This window comes from Ruegeria arenilitoris (assembly GCF_013030265.1).
Classification (GTDB): Bacteria; Pseudomonadota; Alphaproteobacteria; order Rhodobacterales; family Rhodobacteraceae; genus Ruegeria; species Ruegeria arenilitoris_E.
Genome location: NZ_WPZQ01000010.1, coordinates 21,689 through 38,410, shown reverse-complemented (window position 1 = coordinate 38,410; position 16,722 = coordinate 21,689). Strand labels below are relative to the sequence as shown.

Genomic DNA, 16,722 nt, shown 5'->3' with positions numbered 1-16,722 from the left:
CATGACTCAGGACGCCTTTGCTGAAGCCCCGATGCTGTTTGAAAGTGACGAAGCCCCGGTGGCGCCGCTGCCCTCGGGTCGATTACCGTCTTATATCAAGGACCATCGTAAACGCCTGCGTGAACGCTTCATGTCGGGTGGATCTGCGGCGATGCCGGATTATGAGCTGTTGGAACTTGTGTTGTTTCGTTCGATCCCCCGGCAGGACGTGAAGCCGCTGGCCCGGGCGTTGCTGGACGCGTTTGGAGATTTCAACCGCGTGCTGACCGCACCCGAAGAGCGGCTTCGCCAGATCAAGGGGGTGGGTGACACGGTGATCACCGACCTGAAGATACTCGAGGCCTGCGCCCACCGCATGGCCCGCGCGCGGGTGATGCAACGCCATGTGATCTCGGGTTGGGATGCGCTTATAGACTATTGCCACACCACAATGGCGCATCGCGAAACCGAACAATTCCGGGTGTTCTATCTGGATCGCAAGAACGTTCTGATCGAGGATGAAGAACAGGCCAAGGGTACGGTGGACCATGTGCCCGTTTATCCGCGAGAGGTGGCGAAACGCGCATTGGAACTGAATGCCTCTGCCCTGATCCTGGTACACAATCATCCCTCGGGCGATCCGACACCGTCACAATCGGATATCGATATGACAAACCGTATTCAGGACGCCTGTACTGCGCTGGGACTGACCCTGCATGATCACCTGATTATCGGAAAATCAACTGAATTGAGTTTCAGGTCGCAAGGCTATCTATAGAGGTCACTCGACCCAGATCTCGACCCTGCGATTGACCTTTCGGCCCCAATCCGTGTCATCGCAGGCCATCGGCATGGCTTCGCCGAACCCTTCGACATCGATCTCGACACTTTCCGGAACTGCAGTTTCAACGGCATTCAGTACCGCATTCCGCACGGTCTGCGCGCGGCGAAGCGCGATGCGTGCATTGGCCGAGGCCGCACCGTCCCCGTCACTGAAACCCACAAAGATCAGCTTGCGCGCATCAAACGCCCCGCTTTCAAGCGCCTGCGCGAGGTGCTGAATGTTCGAGCGTGATTGTGCATCGGGTCGGGATGAACCCGTTTCGAACCGAAATGATAGCGAAAGGCGCGACAAGGGCCTTAGCGTTTCGATCATCCGCTGCAGCTCTTCCATGCCCACTTCGGCCCCGCCGGCGGTGATGGCGTTTGCTAACCGATCCCCTTGCAATCCGATGCGGATCGTTTCGGGTGACTGATCAACAAACCCGGCTTGCCGGATCACCATCTGCGCCTCGGCGCTTTGAGTGTAGGCCAGAAACTGCCGGACAATCTTTGGCAGCCGGCGTTGCGGCAAATACATGAACATCGGTGACGTCAGAGGATAATCCTCGGTTTTGATCGATTGCCGTGTTGCCGTCAGAGCGTATCCGCAGCCGCCAGATAAAGGCAAAGCTTGCGCCGGACCAACCCCGGCATGACTGGCGATACCAATGGCAAAGGGGTCATCTGCTACGGCTTTCACCAGATCGCTACTGCGGGCGTGCCGTTCGATAACCACCTCAGGCGGCGCATCGGCAGAGATTAACAGCAAATCTTCTGCGGCCTGCGCAAGTCCACCACCCGCATCCGGCAGATGCAACGCAATTGGCGCATCCGGCCCGCCCAGCTCTGCCCAGTTTGTGACCTCTCCGGCAAAAACCCGAGCCAGATCGCTTGGTAGAATCCGACGGATCGGATTTTCCCTTGATACAACAGGGACCATGGCATCCAGCGCCAGGACCCGCGATCGGCGAGGCCGGGTCAGATCACCAATCCCAGCCTCTTGAGCCGCTTCATTTTCCTCAGGGCGGATTTCGCGCAAGGCCATGACGATGTCAGCCTCATCCCCGATCAGGTCAGCGAAACCCCGCGCGGTGTTTCCAGCGTGAAATGTCAGGCGACCCAGCGGTGCCTGACGCCCCGGCTGTTGCAGTGCGTAGACAAATAGACCTTCCTCTAAATCCGTGCGGTTCGTCTCCAGACCTTCTTGTCGGGCGAAGCCTTCGATCAAGGCAGGCATCAGAGCGTCAGCTATGACCGAGGAACCCGAAAAACTGACTTCAGCAACGAAATCGATGAGATTGGGACAGGCGAGACCCTCACAGGTGACCCCGGATCCATCCACGGTCAGCTCGCCAAATTGCGTATCAACGCGATAAAACTCGCCATCATAGCTTAACAGATTGCCTGTGACCTCGACCTTACCGTCGTGTGAGGTCAGGGTAATGTCCTGCGCCGCGACACCTGCAGCACCTGCAAAAAACGACAACATCGTAGTTGCCGCGCGAAGAAAATACATAGGGGACCGTTAAACTGCCTGCGGTTACTTTGCCGCGATTGTCAGGTCTTCGAACAGATTATTCAACACCAGAAAATTCTGGTCTGCGGAACAATCCGGCATCGGCAGTGTCAGGTCACGCGACCGCAGACGGCGATCCGCGCGGATTTCCAGCGATTGAACGCTCAGTTCACGCCCACAATTTGCCTCTGTCACTTCCGCTTCGACGGTGAGTGCGATCTCACCGTTCTGATCCGTTTGACCGGCCGGAAAGGTATACAGTTCGACATTGTGTGCACTTGCTGAGCCTGCGACGCCCAGGTGAACCACGTTGCCCACACCCTGAGCTTGCGGGTTCGCCCAGACATGCCCGGCCTCGCCATAGCTTGCACCAAACTCCAGCGCATGTAGCTGAAGCTCGGTGTTTCCCCGCCATTGCAGGGCAACGCGGTTGTATGCCGCGAAATCCGGGACGTGAGTTGTGGCGACTGTTCCGGCATTGTCTTCGAAGGAAATCAGGAAAATCGCATATTCGGAAAGCACCGGGATGGTCAGGTCAATACGGCCGTCCTCATCTGTCCTGGCTGTGAACGTCATTCCGCTGTGGTGAAGCTCGACATTCTGGCTGGGCTTACAGGGGGCCTTTAAGGTCAATCGAGCAGCGGCCTGTGGTGCGGCGACTGCGCGTGCGCTCAGATTACAGTCTACCTGCTGTTGAGGGTCTGTAGGCTTGGCGCGAATTGTTCGGTTTGCCGGGGATGTCACTGAACTCTCAGTGTCTGCCGGTGAAGTAGAGGTCAGAACAACACTTTCGAGTCCGGGGATTACAGAACTTTCGTTTGTCACGGAGGCATGCTGAATGGTCGCGCCTTTGTGTTGCGCGTTCGGACCGTTCTGCATCAGGTAACCAATCGCAAGAGCACAGGCCACTGTGCCACAGGTGGTCACGTAGTTCTTAATGACAAACAAGACACCCTCCCCAGTTGAAGGAGCGAGTCGCAATTTCATTAACAATCGCGGCCAATATGTGGCCGCGACGCGGAGTCATTGTGTCCGAGGTTGGGTGACGTCAGGTCAAACGGCCGTGGCAGTGTTTGAACTTCTTACCCGAACCGCAGGGACATTTGTCATTGCGTGACGGGTTACCCCAGGTTTCAGGGTCATCTTCGACAAAACCGGGACGCGGATCACCCGAGGCTTCGGCCTCGGCCACGGCTTCGGCCTGATCGGTAGCCTCTTTGATCTGCGCCTGCTGTGCCGCCATCTGAGCCATCATTTCGCGCTGTTCTTCTTCGGACAGCGGGCGAACACGGGCCAGTTGCTGGGTCACGGTTTCCCGTAGGCCCTCCAGCATCGATTCAAACAGCTGGAAGCTTTCGGTCTTGTACTCATTCAGTGGATCACGCTGAGCGTAACCGCGGAATCCAACAACCGAGCGCAGATGCTCGAGCGTCAGCAGATGCTCGCGCCATTTGCCGTCAATGGTCTGCAGCAACACTTGTTTTTCGATGTTGCGCATGTTTTCCGGGCCGAAAGCGACGGCTTTTTGCGCCATCATATCGTCAGTGGTCTTGATGAGGCGTTCGCGAATTTCTTCGTCATCAACACCTTCTTCGGCGGCCCAGTCCTGAACCGGGACATCCATGTTCAGCTTGTCTTTGATCGCCTCATGCAGACCGTCAGTATCCCACTGATCCGCATAGGTCTTTGGCGGCATGTATTGATCGATCAGGTCGTCGATCACCTGTTCGCGCATATCCGATGCGATATCCGACAGATCGTCTGCTGACATGATCTCGCGGCGCTGGTTAAAGATCACCTTCCGCTGGTCGTTCATGACATCGTCGAATTTCAGAACGTTCTTACGCATGTCAAAGTTTCGACCTTCGACCTTGGCCTGAGCGCGCTCAAGCGACTTGTTCACCCATGGGTGAATGATCGCTTCGCCCTCTTTCATGCCCAAGGTGGTCAGGACCTTGTCCAGACGTTCTGAGCCGAAGATACGCATCAGGTCATCTTCGAGGCTCAGATAAAAGATGGTGCGGCCGGGGTCGCCCTGACGGCCCGAGCGGCCACGCAGCTGGTTGTCGATCCGGCGGCTTTCGTGACGTTCCGAGGCCATGACGTAGAGGCCACCGGCCTCCAGTACTTTTTGCTTTTCTTCTGCGTGGCGGGCTTCTTCCTGGGCGCGCAGTTCCGCCGGATCTGCATCCGGATTTTCGGCCAACGCCTGCAGGACTTTCATTTCCACATTGCCGCCCAGCTGAATGTCGGTTCCGCGACCGGCCATGTTGGTCGCGATAGTAACCGCACCTAGTCGACCGGCATCTGCCACAATCTGCGCTTCCTGCTCGTGCTGGCGGGCGTTCAGAACGTTATGCTCGATGCCTTCCTTGACCAGCAATTGACTCAGTAGCTCGGACTTTTCGATCGATGTGGTACCCAACAATACCGGCTGCCCTTTTTCAGAGGCTTTCTTGGTTTGCTTGATCATCGCATCGTATTTTTCGGCAGCGGTACGATACACCTGATCGTTTCGGTCTTCACGCGCGATTGGTTTGTTGGTCGGAACCTCGACTACGCCCAGACCGTAGATTTCGGCAAACTCTTCTGCCTCGGTCAGCGCGGTGCCTGTCATGCCGCCCAGTTTATCGTAGAGGCGGAAGTAGTTCTGAAACGTCACGCTGGCCAGTGTCACGTTTTCGGGCTGAATCTGCACGCCTTCCTTGGCCTCGATCGCCTGATGCAAGCCCTCGGACAGGCGGCGGCCCGGCATCATGCGACCAGTGAATTCGTCAATCAGAATGACGTTCCCATCGCGCACGATGTAATCCTTGTCGCGCTGGAACATCTTGTGCGCGCGCAGGCCCTGGTTGACGTGGTGCACAACAGTTGTGCTTTCGGGATCATACAGCGAATGGCCTTCGGGCAGCAGTCCCGCATCCAGCAATTGCTGTTCGAGGAATTCGTTGCCTTCGTCGGTGAAGGTCACGTTGCGGGATTTTTCGTCCAGCGTGAAATGATCATCCTGAAGCAAGGGGATCAGGGCGTCGATGGCCGTGTAAAGGTCCGAACGGTCCTGCGACGGGCCCGAGATGATCAGCGGTGTCCGCGCTTCATCGATCAGGATCGAGTCCACCTCGTCCACGATCGCGAAGTTGTGGTACTTTTGGTAGATCTCGGCCAGATCCGCCTTCATGTTATCGCGCAGATAGTCAAAACCCAGCTCGTTGTTGGTCGCATAGGTGACGTCACACGCGTATGCAGCCTTCTTTTCGGCGTCAAGCTGGCCCGACCAGATCACACCGGTGGTCATACCTACGGCGGCAAACACCTTGCCCATCCATTCCGAGTCACGCTTGGCCAGGTATTCATTGACCGTCACCACGTGCACACCCTTGCCCGTCAGCGCATTCAGATAGGCGGGGAAGGTGGCGACAAGCGTCTTGCCCTCACCCGTTTTCATTTCCGAGATGTTGCCCTGATGCAGGAAGGTACCGCCCATCAGCTGCACATCAAAGGCGCGCAGGCCCAGCGCTCGCTTTGCACCCTCGCGGACGTTGGCAAAGGCTTCGGGCAGCAGAGCGTCCAGGCTCTCGCCGTCCAGCGCACGTTTGCGCAGCTCTTCGGTCTTTTCGATCAGACCCTCGTCCGTCAGTTTCTCGAACTCGGGCTCCAGCGCGTTGATCTTTTCGATCAGGGGGCGGGTCGCCTTGATCTTGCGGTCGTTCGGTGTTCCGAACACCTTTTTGGCGAGCGTTCCGAGTCCCAGCATGTTCACTCCAGCGGATCTGTTCTTGTCTTGGTTGCGACAGGCTTGCCCACCTTGCGCGCAACCCATAGATACGGGGGGTGAAAGGCGGCCCTGTCCAAGGCTTCAAGGCGATGTAAGCGGCAGGTTCCAGAGTGTCAACGCCACGCCCCGTCGCGGCAAGAAAATAGGATGATTCAATGCCAAAAGGCCTCACTTTTTTGCCATCGCTCGCTCTCGTTGCTGTGATGGCACTGCCTGTTGCCGCCGAAACCAAGCCTGATGTGGACACCGTCGTGGCACGGGTCAACGGGGATGAAATCACACTGGGTCACGTCATCGCCACCGCTGCCGCTCTGCCGCCGCAGTATCAGCAACTGGAAGATGATGTGCTCTACGAGTTCATCCTGGAACAGCTGGTGCAACAGCAGTTGCTGGGCCAGCAGCAGGATGGCCTGTCGGCCCTGAACGAACTGGCGCTGGAAAACGAAACACGTTCCCTTCGGGCAGTTCAGACCGTCAACGAGGTTACCGAGGCCACCGTGACCGATGAGGCGATCCAGGCGGCCTATGACGCACAGTTCGCTGATTTCGAGGGTGAGGATGAGTTCAACGCCAGCCATATTCTTGTAGAAACCGAAGAAGAGGCGAAAGAGCTCAAGTCGCAACTGGACGACGGTGCCGATTTTGCTGAACTGGCAAAGGAAAAATCCACAGGCCCTTCTGGCCCCAACGGCGGTTCGCTGGGTTGGTTCGGTAAGGGACAGATGGTTCCGGAATTCGAACAGGCAGTGGTTGCGTTGGAGAAAGACAATGTATCCGACCCCGTTCAAACTCAATTCGGCTGGCATGTCGTCAAACTGAATGACAAGCGAAAGTCCGAAGCTCCTGAACTGGCGGTGGTTCGCGAAGAGCTTGCCCAAACCATTCGTCAGGATGCAATTCAGGCCCGGATCGATGAATTGACCCAGCAGGCACAGATTGAACGCCCCGCTCTTGAAGGCACTGGCCCCGAGGTCATCCGCCAGCTGGACCTGATTCAGGAGTAACTCCCGTGGCCACGATCACCAAGGTTTCACCGCTTGCACCAGCGGCTTTCCCCGAATTGCCGGTCATCAACGGTGCGCGCTTTGCCACTGTCGAGGCAGGTGTGCGCTATCAGGGCCGCACGGATGTCATGCTGGCGGTCATGGACCCGGGCACATCGGTGGCCGGTGTGTTTACCCGATCAGCGACCCGGGCTGCTCCGGTGCTGGATTGTCAGGAAAAGATCGGCGGCTCCAGCGAGGGGCCAGCGGCGATCCTTGTGAATTCGGGCAACGCCAATGCGTTTACAGGGCATTACGGTCAGAGCTCGGTCGCTGAAGTGACGCAGGCCGTGTCTTCGGTTACCGGCGTGGCTGTGGATCGTGTATTCACCTCATCCACCGGGGTGATCGGCGAGCCGCTGCCGCATGAACGCATCGTGGCACAGCTGGATGTGCTGAACAGCGCCCTGCAAGATGACAAGCTCGAAGACGCTGCTCGTGCCATCATGACAACGGATACCTTCCCGAAAGGCGCCAGCGCACAGGTCGAGATAGACGGCAAAACAGTCTCTATTTCAGGGATTGCCAAGGGTTCCGGCATGATCGCGCCGGATATGGCAACGATGCTGGTCTACATCTTCACGGATGCCAAAGTTGACCAATCGGCACTGCAGGCCATGCTGGGCGCCCAAACGGATCGGACGTTCAACTGCATCACTGTAGACAGCGATACATCGACCTCGGACAGCCTGTTGCTGTGTGCGACCGGTGCGTCGGGTGTTGATGCAACAGACAACGCCGATTTCGCCGATGCATTGGAAGGTGTCATGCTGGATCTGGCCCAGCAGGTGGTACGCGACGGTGAAGGCGCAACAAAGTTTGTGGAAATCCGGGTGACCGGAGCAGTCTCGGGCGCTGATGCAAAAGTGCATGGGCTGGCGATCGCAAACTCTCCACTGGTCAAGACCGCAATCGCAGGTGAAGACCCGAACTGGGGTCGGGTGGTCATGGCAATCGGTAAATCGGGAGCTGCAGCCGACCGCGATCTGCTGAGCATTTCGTTCGGTGACATTCTGGTGGCCGAGAAGGGTTGGGTCAGCCCTGATTATCGTGAGGAAGATGCCGCAGAATACATGAAGGGTCAGAACCTTATGATCACCGTTGATCTAGGTTTGGGGGACGGAGAATCCACTGTCTGGACCTGTGACCTGACCCACGGCTACATCGAAATCAACGCGGATTACCGGTCGTGAAATCGGAGCAATTCCGGCAGAAATGGAAAACTTGAATGCGCTATTTTTTAGCTCTAATGGCCGGCGTGGCAGCATCACCCGCGCAAGCGCAGAACGTCTACCTGAAATGTACTTGGGACTATAAATCTTCCTTTGAAATTGTTGTAGACAGCGAAACTATGGTGGCCTCGGTAGATGGCGGTATTCGTGAATATGACGTCATTAAGGTTTCTAAAGAAGCAGTCTGGTTAGCGGAGCAACAAGCCTACAATCCGAGCAAGCTAACGCTTCAGATGATACCGCGTAATACTTCTGAACCAGTCCGAGTGCAGATGCTGACCATGAATTCTGACAAGAGTTTTTCACAATCAAACTCTGGTAGATGCATTGAGAACCCACACTAATTCGTCTTGGTAAGTGATTATGAAAACAATCCTGGTATCCGCCGTCGCCCTGATCGATATCGAAGGCCGGGTGCTGTTAGCGCAGCGCCCGGAGGGTAAATCCATGGCTGGCCTGTGGGAGTTCCCCGGCGGCAAGATCGAACCCGGCGAAACGCCCGAGGCCGCGCTGGTCCGCGAATTGCACGAGGAACTGGGCATCGATACCTGGGCCTCATGCCTCGCCCCGCTGACCTTCGCCAGCCACAGCTATGACGATTTTCACTTGCTGATGCCGCTGTTTGCCTGCCGCAAGTGGGAGGGTATTCCGCAATCCAAGGAAGGGCAGGCACTCAAATGGGCGCGTGCGAATGAGTTGCGGAATTATCCTATGCCTGCTGCTGACGTGCCGCTGATCCCGATATTAAGGGATTGGTTGTAGGCTTGGGTTGGGGCGGGCTTTTCGGAAATCTGTCTGAGTAACAACATGCGATGGGCAACAAACCCGATTCTGCATGTTTCCTTGAATTGGTTTGCCCGCCTTAATTGGATGGAAAATTCATTCAGTGTTTGATCACGCAAATGTTTGTGGCGCTTTTCCAGAGTTCGATGATTGAGGTATTAAGAATATCGAAATCATTGCCGATAAGGCGAACCAAAGCTGCGTTGCAACAATAATCAGCAACCCTATGTTGCCCAATAGGGGTATGCCCGACCCAGCAGGGCTACTGTCAGTAAATGCCGCGAATACGAACACCAGGAGCCCCAAAGCCCAGCCAATGCCAGCGATCCAGAACCTGCGAATTTGCTGGTCGTAAACAACTTTGTAACCTGGATCAGTCTTGCGCCAAGAATAAGCTAAACTAACTGCAATGAATGAGGTCAAAAGCGCGACGAGGCTTGCGGCATAAAGCGCCCAAATAATTGTAGGCTTTGTTTTGGATGACATGTGGCCCTCTAAGATTTTTTTGAATTAGCTTCTTGCTAGTGAGGCTTGAACAGGCCGTTTTTTGGACTGCTTCGCGCCATTTATTTGACGGCCTTCCAAAGAGAACTCTTGTCCAAGAGGGGCGGCAGGACAACGAGTTTGCAAAACAGGCCCAAACTCCAATTCTCGACACTTCGTATCGATGCCCGGCTTTTCGCTTCATTTCTCAGTGAACAAGGATGCAATCAGTTCTCACGATTTTATCAGGCGGCCAAGCACTCTAATCATATGGGTTGTACATCTTGTACAATTCATAAGACGGCCTCTGTATCCCTGTTACAATTCGTAAGAATTGAGAAAACATCAGGAAAAAGTTGACGCTGATCGTGTCCATGTCCCTAATCGGGGCATTGGCGTCCGGGGTTGATCCTCGGGTCCGCCGTTTCCGGCCCGGAGGAGGGGTCGGATGGGGAGGAGAAAAGAGATTGGCTCAGACGCAGTCGGGCGCCGAGGGGATGACCTCCCTTCCGGCGCTTCTACACCGCAATGTCACCCAGTTCGGGGACGCCCCGGCCTATCGGGAAAAGGAATTCGGTATCTGGCAATGCTGGACCTGGGCCGAAGCGGCCAGGGAAATCCGTTCGATTGCCCTTGGTTATCTGGAACTCGGTGTTGAGAAGGGCGACCATATCGCAGTGATCGGGCGCAACCGCCCCGCGCATTACTGGTCAATGGTTGCGGCGCAGATGGTAGGCGCGGTTCCGGTGCCGCTCTATCAGGACTCGGTTGCCGAAGAGATGGCCTATGTGCTGGAACACTGTGGTGCGAAATACGTGGTCTGCGGTGATCAGGAGCAGGTCGACAAGGTCATCGAGATTCAGGAAAATCTGCATCAGGTCAAACACATCCTCTACACTGACAAGCGCGGGATGCGGAAATACGACCACAGCCAGATGAACGCGCTTGAGGATATCATGGCCGAAGGCAGCGCCGGTCATGCCCGGTTTGACGCTGAACTGGACAAGCGTATCTCTGAGATCACTTATGACGACACCTGCGTGATGCTCTACACCTCGGGCACCACGGGCAAGCCCAAGGGAGTGGTTCTGTCGAACCGAAATGTGATCGAAAGCGCCAAGAACTCGGCCGATTTTGATCATCTGACCCGGAACGAAGACATCCTGTCTTATCTGCCGATGGCGTGGGTAGGGGATTTCATCTTCTCCATCGGACAGGCTTATTGGTGCGGCTTCTGTGTGAACTGCCCCGAAAGCGCTGACACGATGATGACCGACCTGCGCGAGATCGGGCCGACCTATTTCTTCGCTCCGCCGCGTGTGTTCGAGACCCAGCTGACCAACGTGATGATCCGGATGGAGGACGCGGGCAAGCTGAAGCAGCGCATGTTCCACCACTTCATGGCCCATGCCAAGAAAGTTGGTGGCCTATTGCTGGACGGCAAGCCTGTGGGCTTTGGCGACAAGCTGAAATACGCGCTGGGCAACCTGCTGGTCTATGGGCCGCTAAAGGATACGCTGGGCTATGGCCGGTTCCGTGTGGGCTATACCGCGGGAGAGGCGATTGGACCGGAGATTTTTGATTTCTACCGCTCACTGGGCATCAACCTGAAGCAGCTTTATGGCCAGACCGAAGCCACCGTTTTCATCACAGTGCAACCGGATGGCGAGGTTCGGGCCGACACGGTTGGCGTTCCCGCACCAGATGTTGAGTTGAAAATCGATGACAGTGGCGAGATCCACTACCGCTCGCCCGGCGTTTTCGTCGAGTACTATAACAACCCGGATTCAACGGCCTCGACCAAAGATGCCGAGGGTTGGGTGGCGACTGGCGATGCCGGATTCATCGAGGAAAGCTCGGGCCATTTGCGGATCATCGACCGCGCCAAAGATGTTGGCAAAATGGCCGATGGCTCAATGTTCGCGCCGAAATACGTCGAGAATAAGCTGAAGTTCTACCCCGACATTCTTGAGGTCGTGCTGTTTGGCAACGGCAAGGACCGCTGCGTGGCCTTCATCAATATCGACCTGACCGCGGTTGGTAACTGGGCCGAGCGTAACAATGTGGCCTATGCGTCTTATCAGGAACTGGCGGGACATCCCCGTGTGTTAGAGACGATTCGCAGCCATGTTGAAGCGGTGAACAAATCCGTTGCCGCAGATGAAATGCTATCGGGTTGTCAGGTCCACCGCTTCGTTGTGCTGCACAAAGAGTTGGATGCTGACGATGGTGAGATGACCCGGACCCGCAAGGTGCGTCGTCGGTTTGTCGAGGAGAAGTTCCAGGACATCATCGACGCGCTTTACGATGGGTCCGAGACGATCTCGACAACAACCGAAGTCACCTATGAAGATGGGCGCAAGGGCTCAATCAGCGCTAAGCTTGAGATTGTAGATGCACCGGTTGTGCCGGTTGTTCAGCACAAGGTGGCCGCAGAATGAGGGCCGGTCATGCGCCGCTCGACCTGCGGTCATCGCCCCGCCCACCGTCCCGTTTTTGCGTAAGTCAGGGAGTGACTGATGCTGGATAACTCCGAAGGATATGTCACCGAAGACGGCCGCAAGATCGGCGGTGTGGTGATGGAGATGAAAAACATCACTCTGCGCTTTGGCGGTGTGGTGGCGATCAAGGATATCTCGTTCGATATTCGCGAGGGTGAGATCCGCGCCATCATTGGGCCGAACGGGGCCGGCAAGTCCTCAATGCTGAACGTGATCTCGGGGTTTTATGTCCCGCAGGAGGGCGAGGTCTGGTTCCACGGATCAAAGCGCCCGCCGATGCGACCCTATGAAGTGGCCCGGCAGGGCATTGCACGGACGTTCCAGAACATTGCTTTGTTCGAGGGCATGAGTGTTCTGGACAACGTGATGACCGGTCGTCTGAACTTCATGAAGACCAACATCTTTCAGCAAGCCTTGTGGAAGGGCAAAGCCGAGGCGGAAGAGGTTGCGAACCGTGAAGCCGTTGAGAAGATCATCGACTTCCTCGAAATCCAGCACATCCGAAAAACGCCGGTCTCGCGGCTGCCTTACGGTCTCAAGAAGCGGGTCGAACTGGCACGCGCGCTGGCGGCGGAACCCAAGCTGCTGCTGCTGGATGAACCGATGGCTGGCATGAACGTCGAAGAGAAAGAGGACATGAGCCGCTTTATCCTCGACGTCAATGACGAGTTTGGAACCACGATTGCGCTGATCGAGCACGACATGGGCGTTGTGATGGACCTGAGCGACCGGGTGGTCGTGATGGATTACGGCAAGAAGATCGGCGACGGCACCCCGGATGAGGTGCGCAGCAATCAGGAGGTCATCGACGCCTATCTGGGGGTCAGCCATGACTAAAGGCCGGACAGAATTGGGGAGGGGCTGACATGCCTGAACAACTCGTATTTGCGATGGAAGTCATCCTCAACGGTCTGATGGCCGGGGTGCTTTATGCGTTGGTCGCGCTGGGCTTTGTGCTGATCTACAAGGCGTCCGGCATTTTTAACTATGCCCAAGGGGTTATGGCCCTGTTCGCCGCCATGACTCTGGTTGGGATCATGAACGGGCAGGTGCCGTTTGCGCATCTGATCAACGCGATCCTTGGCACTCATGTCCACTATTTTGGTTGGAACGTCCCGGCGTTGCTGGCGATCATTCTTACGATGGCGGTCATGGTGCTGCTGGCCTGGGCAGTGCAGCGTTTCGTGATGCGCCATCTGGTCGGACAAGAGCCCATCATTCTGTTCATGGCGACCATTGGTCTGGCCTATTTCCTTGAAGGTGTCGCCGACCTGATGTGGGGGTCCGAGATCAAGACGCTGGATGTGGGTCTGCCGCAGGGCATCAATCTGTGGATCGACGAGACCACGTTCAACATCTTTGGCTACGGCTTCTTCATCGACAATCTGGATATCGTCGCGACGATCATCGCAGCACTGCTGGTGGCCGCACTGGTCGCGTTCAGCCAATACACCAAGCAGGGCCGGGCGATGCGGGCGGTGGCGGATGACCACCAAGCGGCGCTGTCGGTTGGCATTTCGCTGAACTTCATCTGGATCATGGTCTGGTCGGTCGCCGGTTTTGTGGCTCTGGTCGCAGGCATCATGTGGGGCACCAAGTCGGGCGTTCAGTTCTCACTGTCGCTGATTGCGCTCAAGGCGCTGCCAGTGCTGATGCTGGGCGGGTTTACTTCGATCCCCGGAGCCATTGTCGGCGGGCTGATCATCGGTGTGGGCGAGAAACTGTTCGAGTTTGCAATCGGCCCGCTGGTGGGCGGCGCGACTGAGAACTGGTTCGCTTATGTACTGGCGCTGATCTTCCTGGTGTTCCGGCCGCAGGGTCTGTTCGGCGAGAAGATCATCGAGAGGGTGTAGGCCGTGACCAAGCTGATCGCCATCATCAACGTGATCGCATGGGCAGGGTTCTGGGCCTTTGGCTATATCGCCCTGACCTCGGATGATCTGACTGACAGTCAATTGACGATCGCCGCGATCCTGGCCTTTGCCGGGCTGATCATGGGGGTTCTGGCCTATCTGAAACTGGTGCGCGCCTCAGAGGCGAGCGGATACGCCAAGGGATCCAACCAACTGGACGCCGAAGCCCGCAATCGGGCGCAGGAAGAATGGGGAAAGTAAGACATGTTCTATCGTGAGGCCGGAGATTTCAAAGTCTCTTACAGGGACGACAGCCAGACTTTCCCGATCAAGTTTGACCGGTATCGCTATTATGCTGTGCTGGCAGTGGCGTTCGGGATCATTCCGTTCATCATAAACGACTATTGGGCTAATGCTCTGCTGCTGCCCTTCCTGATCTACGCCATCGCTGCAATCGGGCTGAACATTCTGGTTGGTTATTGCGGTCAGGTCAGCCTGGGTACCGGCGGATTCATGGCTGTGGGGGCCTATGCCTGCTACAAGCTGATGACTGCGTTTCCGGATGTCAGCATGTTTATCCATGTGCTGCTTGCGGGCGGCATCACGGCGATTGTCGGCGTTCTGTTTGGCCTGCCATCGTTGCGCATCAAGGGCTTCTATCTGGCGGTTGCAACGCTGGCGGCGCAGTTCTTTCTGGTTTGGCTCTTCAACCGCGTGCCGTGGTTCTACAACTACTCGGCCTCGGGCCAGATCAACGCCCCCGAGCGTGACGTGTTCGGTATCATCATTACCGGTCCGAACGCTCCGGCCTGGGCGACGTATCTGTTCTGCCTGATTTTCCTGACGCTGTGCGCCATCATCGCGCGCAACATGACCCGTGGCACCACCGGGCGTACCTGGATGGCGATCCGCGACATGGACATTGCGGCCGAGATTATCGGGGTGAACCCGCTGAGGGCCAAACTGTCGGCCTTTGCCGTCAGTTCATTCTTTGTAGGTATCGCGGGTGCTTTGTTCTTTGCCGTCTATCTGGGCGCGGTCGAGGTTGGCGAAGTGTTCGGTATCCAGAAATCGTTCCTGGTGCTGTTCATGGTGATCATCGGCGGTCTTGGCTCGATCTTCGGATCCTTTGCCGGTGCGGCCTTCCTTGTGCTGCTGCCCGTGGTTCTTAAGGTCGTGGGAGTCGATGTGCTGGGCTGGCCCACAGATATCGTCGCACATCTGCAGTTGGTAATCGTCGGGGCCCTGATCATCATGTTCCTGATCCTCGAACCACACGGTCTGGCGCAGCTATGGCGTGTGGCCAAAGAGAAACTCAGACTCTGGCCTTTCCCCCACTAAGCGGGGCGGGCCCAACTAAAGAAAGGGTGCAAAGCCCGTAACCAACATCGGATCAATCAAGGGAGGAGACACCCGATGAACAAGAAACTGGCAACCGTGGCGCTGGGCGCCCTGATGGCAGCAGGGCCGGCAATGGCCGACCTCGTGTTCCCATCGCTCAGCTACCGGACCGGGCCTTACGCAGCGGGTGGCATCCCGTTCGCAGATGGCTACGCTGACTATTTCACCCTGCTGAACGAGCGTGATGGCGGCATCGGCGGCGTTGCTGCCAAGGTGATTGAATGTGAGACCGGCTATAACACCGAAAAAGGTGTGGAGTGCTATGAATCCACCAAGGGTGAAGGTGCTCTGGTTTATCAGCCGCTTTCGACTGGTATTACCTATCAGCTGATCCCCAAAGTGACCGCAGACGGAATTCCGCTGCACACCATGGGTTACGGTCGTACCTCTGCTGCGAACGGCAAGGTGTTCAGCAACGTATTCAACTATCCGGCCAACTACTGGAACGGTGCCTCGGGTGCGATCAACCACCTGCTGGACGTCAACAATGGTGACCTGAGCGGCAAAAAAATCGCGCTGGTCTATCACAACTCCGCTTACGGCAAGGAACCGATCCGTACGCTGGAAACGCTGGCGGAAAAGCATGGTTACGAACTGACCCTGCTGCCGGTTGACCACCCGGGTCAGGAGCAGAAGTCGCAATGGCTGCAGATCCGTCGTGAAAAGCCGGATTATGTTGTCATGTGGGGCTGGGGCGTCATGAACCAGGTCGCCGTGCAAGAAGCGGCAAATATCCGATTCCCGATGGAGAACTTCATTGGCGTCTGGTGGTCCGGTGCTGAATTTGACGTGGAACCTGCTGGTGAAAAGGCCAATGGCTACAAGGCACTGACCTTTACCGGTCTGGGCGCCGACTATCCGGTCTATGACGATCTGAAGAAATATGTTGTCGACTCCGGCAAGGCCGCAGGTGCGGGTGATCAGCTGGGCACAGTTCAGTACAACCGCGGTCTTTATGCTGCGATGCTGGCTGCCGAAGCTGCGAAAACCGCGCAGGAAATGCATGGCACTGCCGATATCGATGCGGCGATGATGCGTGATGGCATGGAAGCGCTGGAAATGACCAATGCCAAGATGGAAGCGTTGGGCATGTCAGGCTTTGGTCCCGAGTTTACCGTGACCTGCGAAAACCACGGTGGCCCGGGCCTGGTTGGCGTTGTGCAGTGGGATGCATCGGCGAAGACCTGGAACAATGTTCAGGACTTTAAACCGACCGACACAGAAGTGATCGCAACGCTGATCGATGAAGACTCGGGCGCGTATGCGGCTGAGAACAACATATCACCACGCTGCGAATAAGACAGGTCCGTCCCGGAGCCAATCCGGGACCACCA

Annotated in this window: 15 protein-coding genes; 11 read left to right on the top strand and 4 right to left on the bottom strand. The window is 56.6% G+C overall.

Translation table 11 applies throughout. The annotated features are described in order from the left end of the window. Position 1 precedes the first annotated feature (1 nt). On the top strand, positions 2–757 hold the full coding sequence (gene radC, locus GOX61_RS17205) for a RadC family protein (RefSeq protein ID WP_170335705.1): 756 nt from the start codon (positions 2–4) through the stop codon (positions 755–757). A gap of 3 nt (positions 758–760) precedes the next feature. Here the strand turns inward: radC and GOX61_RS17200 are convergent, their stop codons facing one another. The 3 genes from GOX61_RS17200 to secA all read right to left on the bottom strand — a co-directional run bounded on the left by GOX61_RS17200 (position 761) and on the right by secA (position 6,071). Then, a complete protein-coding gene (locus GOX61_RS17200; RefSeq protein WP_170335703.1) occupies positions 761–2,317 on the bottom strand; it encodes a phosphate ABC transporter substrate-binding/OmpA family protein in 1,557 nt (518 codons plus the stop codon). A 24-nt stretch (positions 2,318–2,341) separates the two neighbouring features. After that, a complete protein-coding gene (locus GOX61_RS17195; protein WP_170335701.1) occupies positions 2,342–3,265 on the bottom strand; it encodes a hypothetical protein in 924 nt (307 codons plus the stop codon). Between the two features lie 100 nt (positions 3,266–3,365). Further along, positions 3,366–6,071, bottom strand: a complete 2,706-nt coding sequence (gene secA, locus GOX61_RS17190) for a preprotein translocase subunit SecA (protein ID WP_170335698.1) — start codon at positions 6,069–6,071, stop codon at positions 3,366–3,368. Between the two features lie 176 nt (positions 6,072–6,247). Between secA and GOX61_RS17185 the strand changes: the two genes are divergently transcribed. From GOX61_RS17185 to mutT, 4 genes are read left to right on the top strand one after another with little or no spacing between them, the layout of a single operon-like run. After that, positions 6,248–7,096: a peptidylprolyl isomerase gene (locus tag GOX61_RS17185; RefSeq protein WP_170335697.1), complete on the top strand. Its 849-nt coding sequence runs from the start codon at positions 6,248–6,250 to the stop codon at positions 7,094–7,096. 5 nt (positions 7,097–7,101) lie between these two features. Continuing rightward, complete coding sequence (argJ, locus tag GOX61_RS17180; protein WP_170335695.1) at positions 7,102–8,328, top strand: bifunctional glutamate N-acetyltransferase/amino-acid acetyltransferase ArgJ; 1,227 nt, start codon at positions 7,102–7,104, stop codon at positions 8,326–8,328. A 35-nt stretch (positions 8,329–8,363) separates the two neighbouring features. Continuing rightward, positions 8,364–8,711, top strand: coding sequence for a hypothetical protein (locus tag GOX61_RS17175; RefSeq protein WP_170335693.1), 348 nt, complete (start codon positions 8,364–8,366; stop codon positions 8,709–8,711). Between the two features lie 19 nt (positions 8,712–8,730). Continuing rightward, positions 8,731–9,129 carry an 8-oxo-dGTP diphosphatase MutT gene (gene mutT / locus GOX61_RS17170; protein ID WP_170335691.1) on the top strand — a complete coding sequence of 133 codons (399 nt, stop codon included), beginning with the start codon at positions 8,731–8,733 and terminating at the stop codon, positions 9,127–9,129. 132 nt (positions 9,130–9,261) lie between these two features. Here mutT and GOX61_RS17165 read toward each other — a convergent pair whose 3' ends face one another. After that, positions 9,262–9,636, bottom strand: a complete 375-nt coding sequence (locus GOX61_RS17165; protein ID WP_170335689.1) for a hypothetical protein — start codon at positions 9,634–9,636, stop codon at positions 9,262–9,264. A 494-nt stretch (positions 9,637–10,130) separates the two neighbouring features. On the opposite strand from GOX61_RS17165, the gene GOX61_RS17160 reads away from it, so the two are divergent. The 6 genes from GOX61_RS17160 to GOX61_RS17135 all read left to right on the top strand — a co-directional run bounded on the left by GOX61_RS17160 (position 10,131) and on the right by GOX61_RS17135 (position 16,687). Beyond that, a complete protein-coding gene (locus GOX61_RS17160; RefSeq protein ID WP_170335942.1) occupies positions 10,131–12,074 on the top strand; it encodes an AMP-binding protein in 1,944 nt (647 codons plus the stop codon). A gap of 78 nt (positions 12,075–12,152) precedes the next feature. Then, the gene (locus tag GOX61_RS17155) at positions 12,153–12,971 is read left to right on the top strand and encodes an ABC transporter ATP-binding protein (protein WP_155144237.1); all 819 of its coding nucleotides are present in this window, start codon (positions 12,153–12,155) and stop codon (positions 12,969–12,971) included. A 29-nt stretch (positions 12,972–13,000) separates the two neighbouring features. Then, positions 13,001–13,987 (top strand): branched-chain amino acid ABC transporter permease, encoded by a 987-nt coding sequence (locus GOX61_RS17150; RefSeq protein WP_155144239.1) that lies wholly within the window; start codon positions 13,001–13,003, stop codon positions 13,985–13,987. A 3-nt stretch (positions 13,988–13,990) separates the two neighbouring features. Beyond that, entirely contained in the window at positions 13,991–14,248 is a 258-nt protein-coding gene (locus GOX61_RS17145; RefSeq protein ID WP_155144243.1) for a hypothetical protein, read from the top strand. Positions 14,249–14,251: 3 nt separating this feature from the next. Beyond that, positions 14,252–15,328: a branched-chain amino acid ABC transporter permease gene (locus tag GOX61_RS17140; protein WP_170335688.1), complete on the top strand. Its 1,077-nt coding sequence runs from the start codon at positions 14,252–14,254 to the stop codon at positions 15,326–15,328. A gap of 75 nt (positions 15,329–15,403) precedes the next feature. Continuing rightward, positions 15,404–16,687 (top strand): ABC transporter substrate-binding protein, encoded by a 1,284-nt coding sequence (locus tag GOX61_RS17135; RefSeq protein WP_170335686.1) that lies wholly within the window; start codon positions 15,404–15,406, stop codon positions 16,685–16,687. The last annotated feature ends 35 nt before the right edge of the window (positions 16,688–16,722 follow it).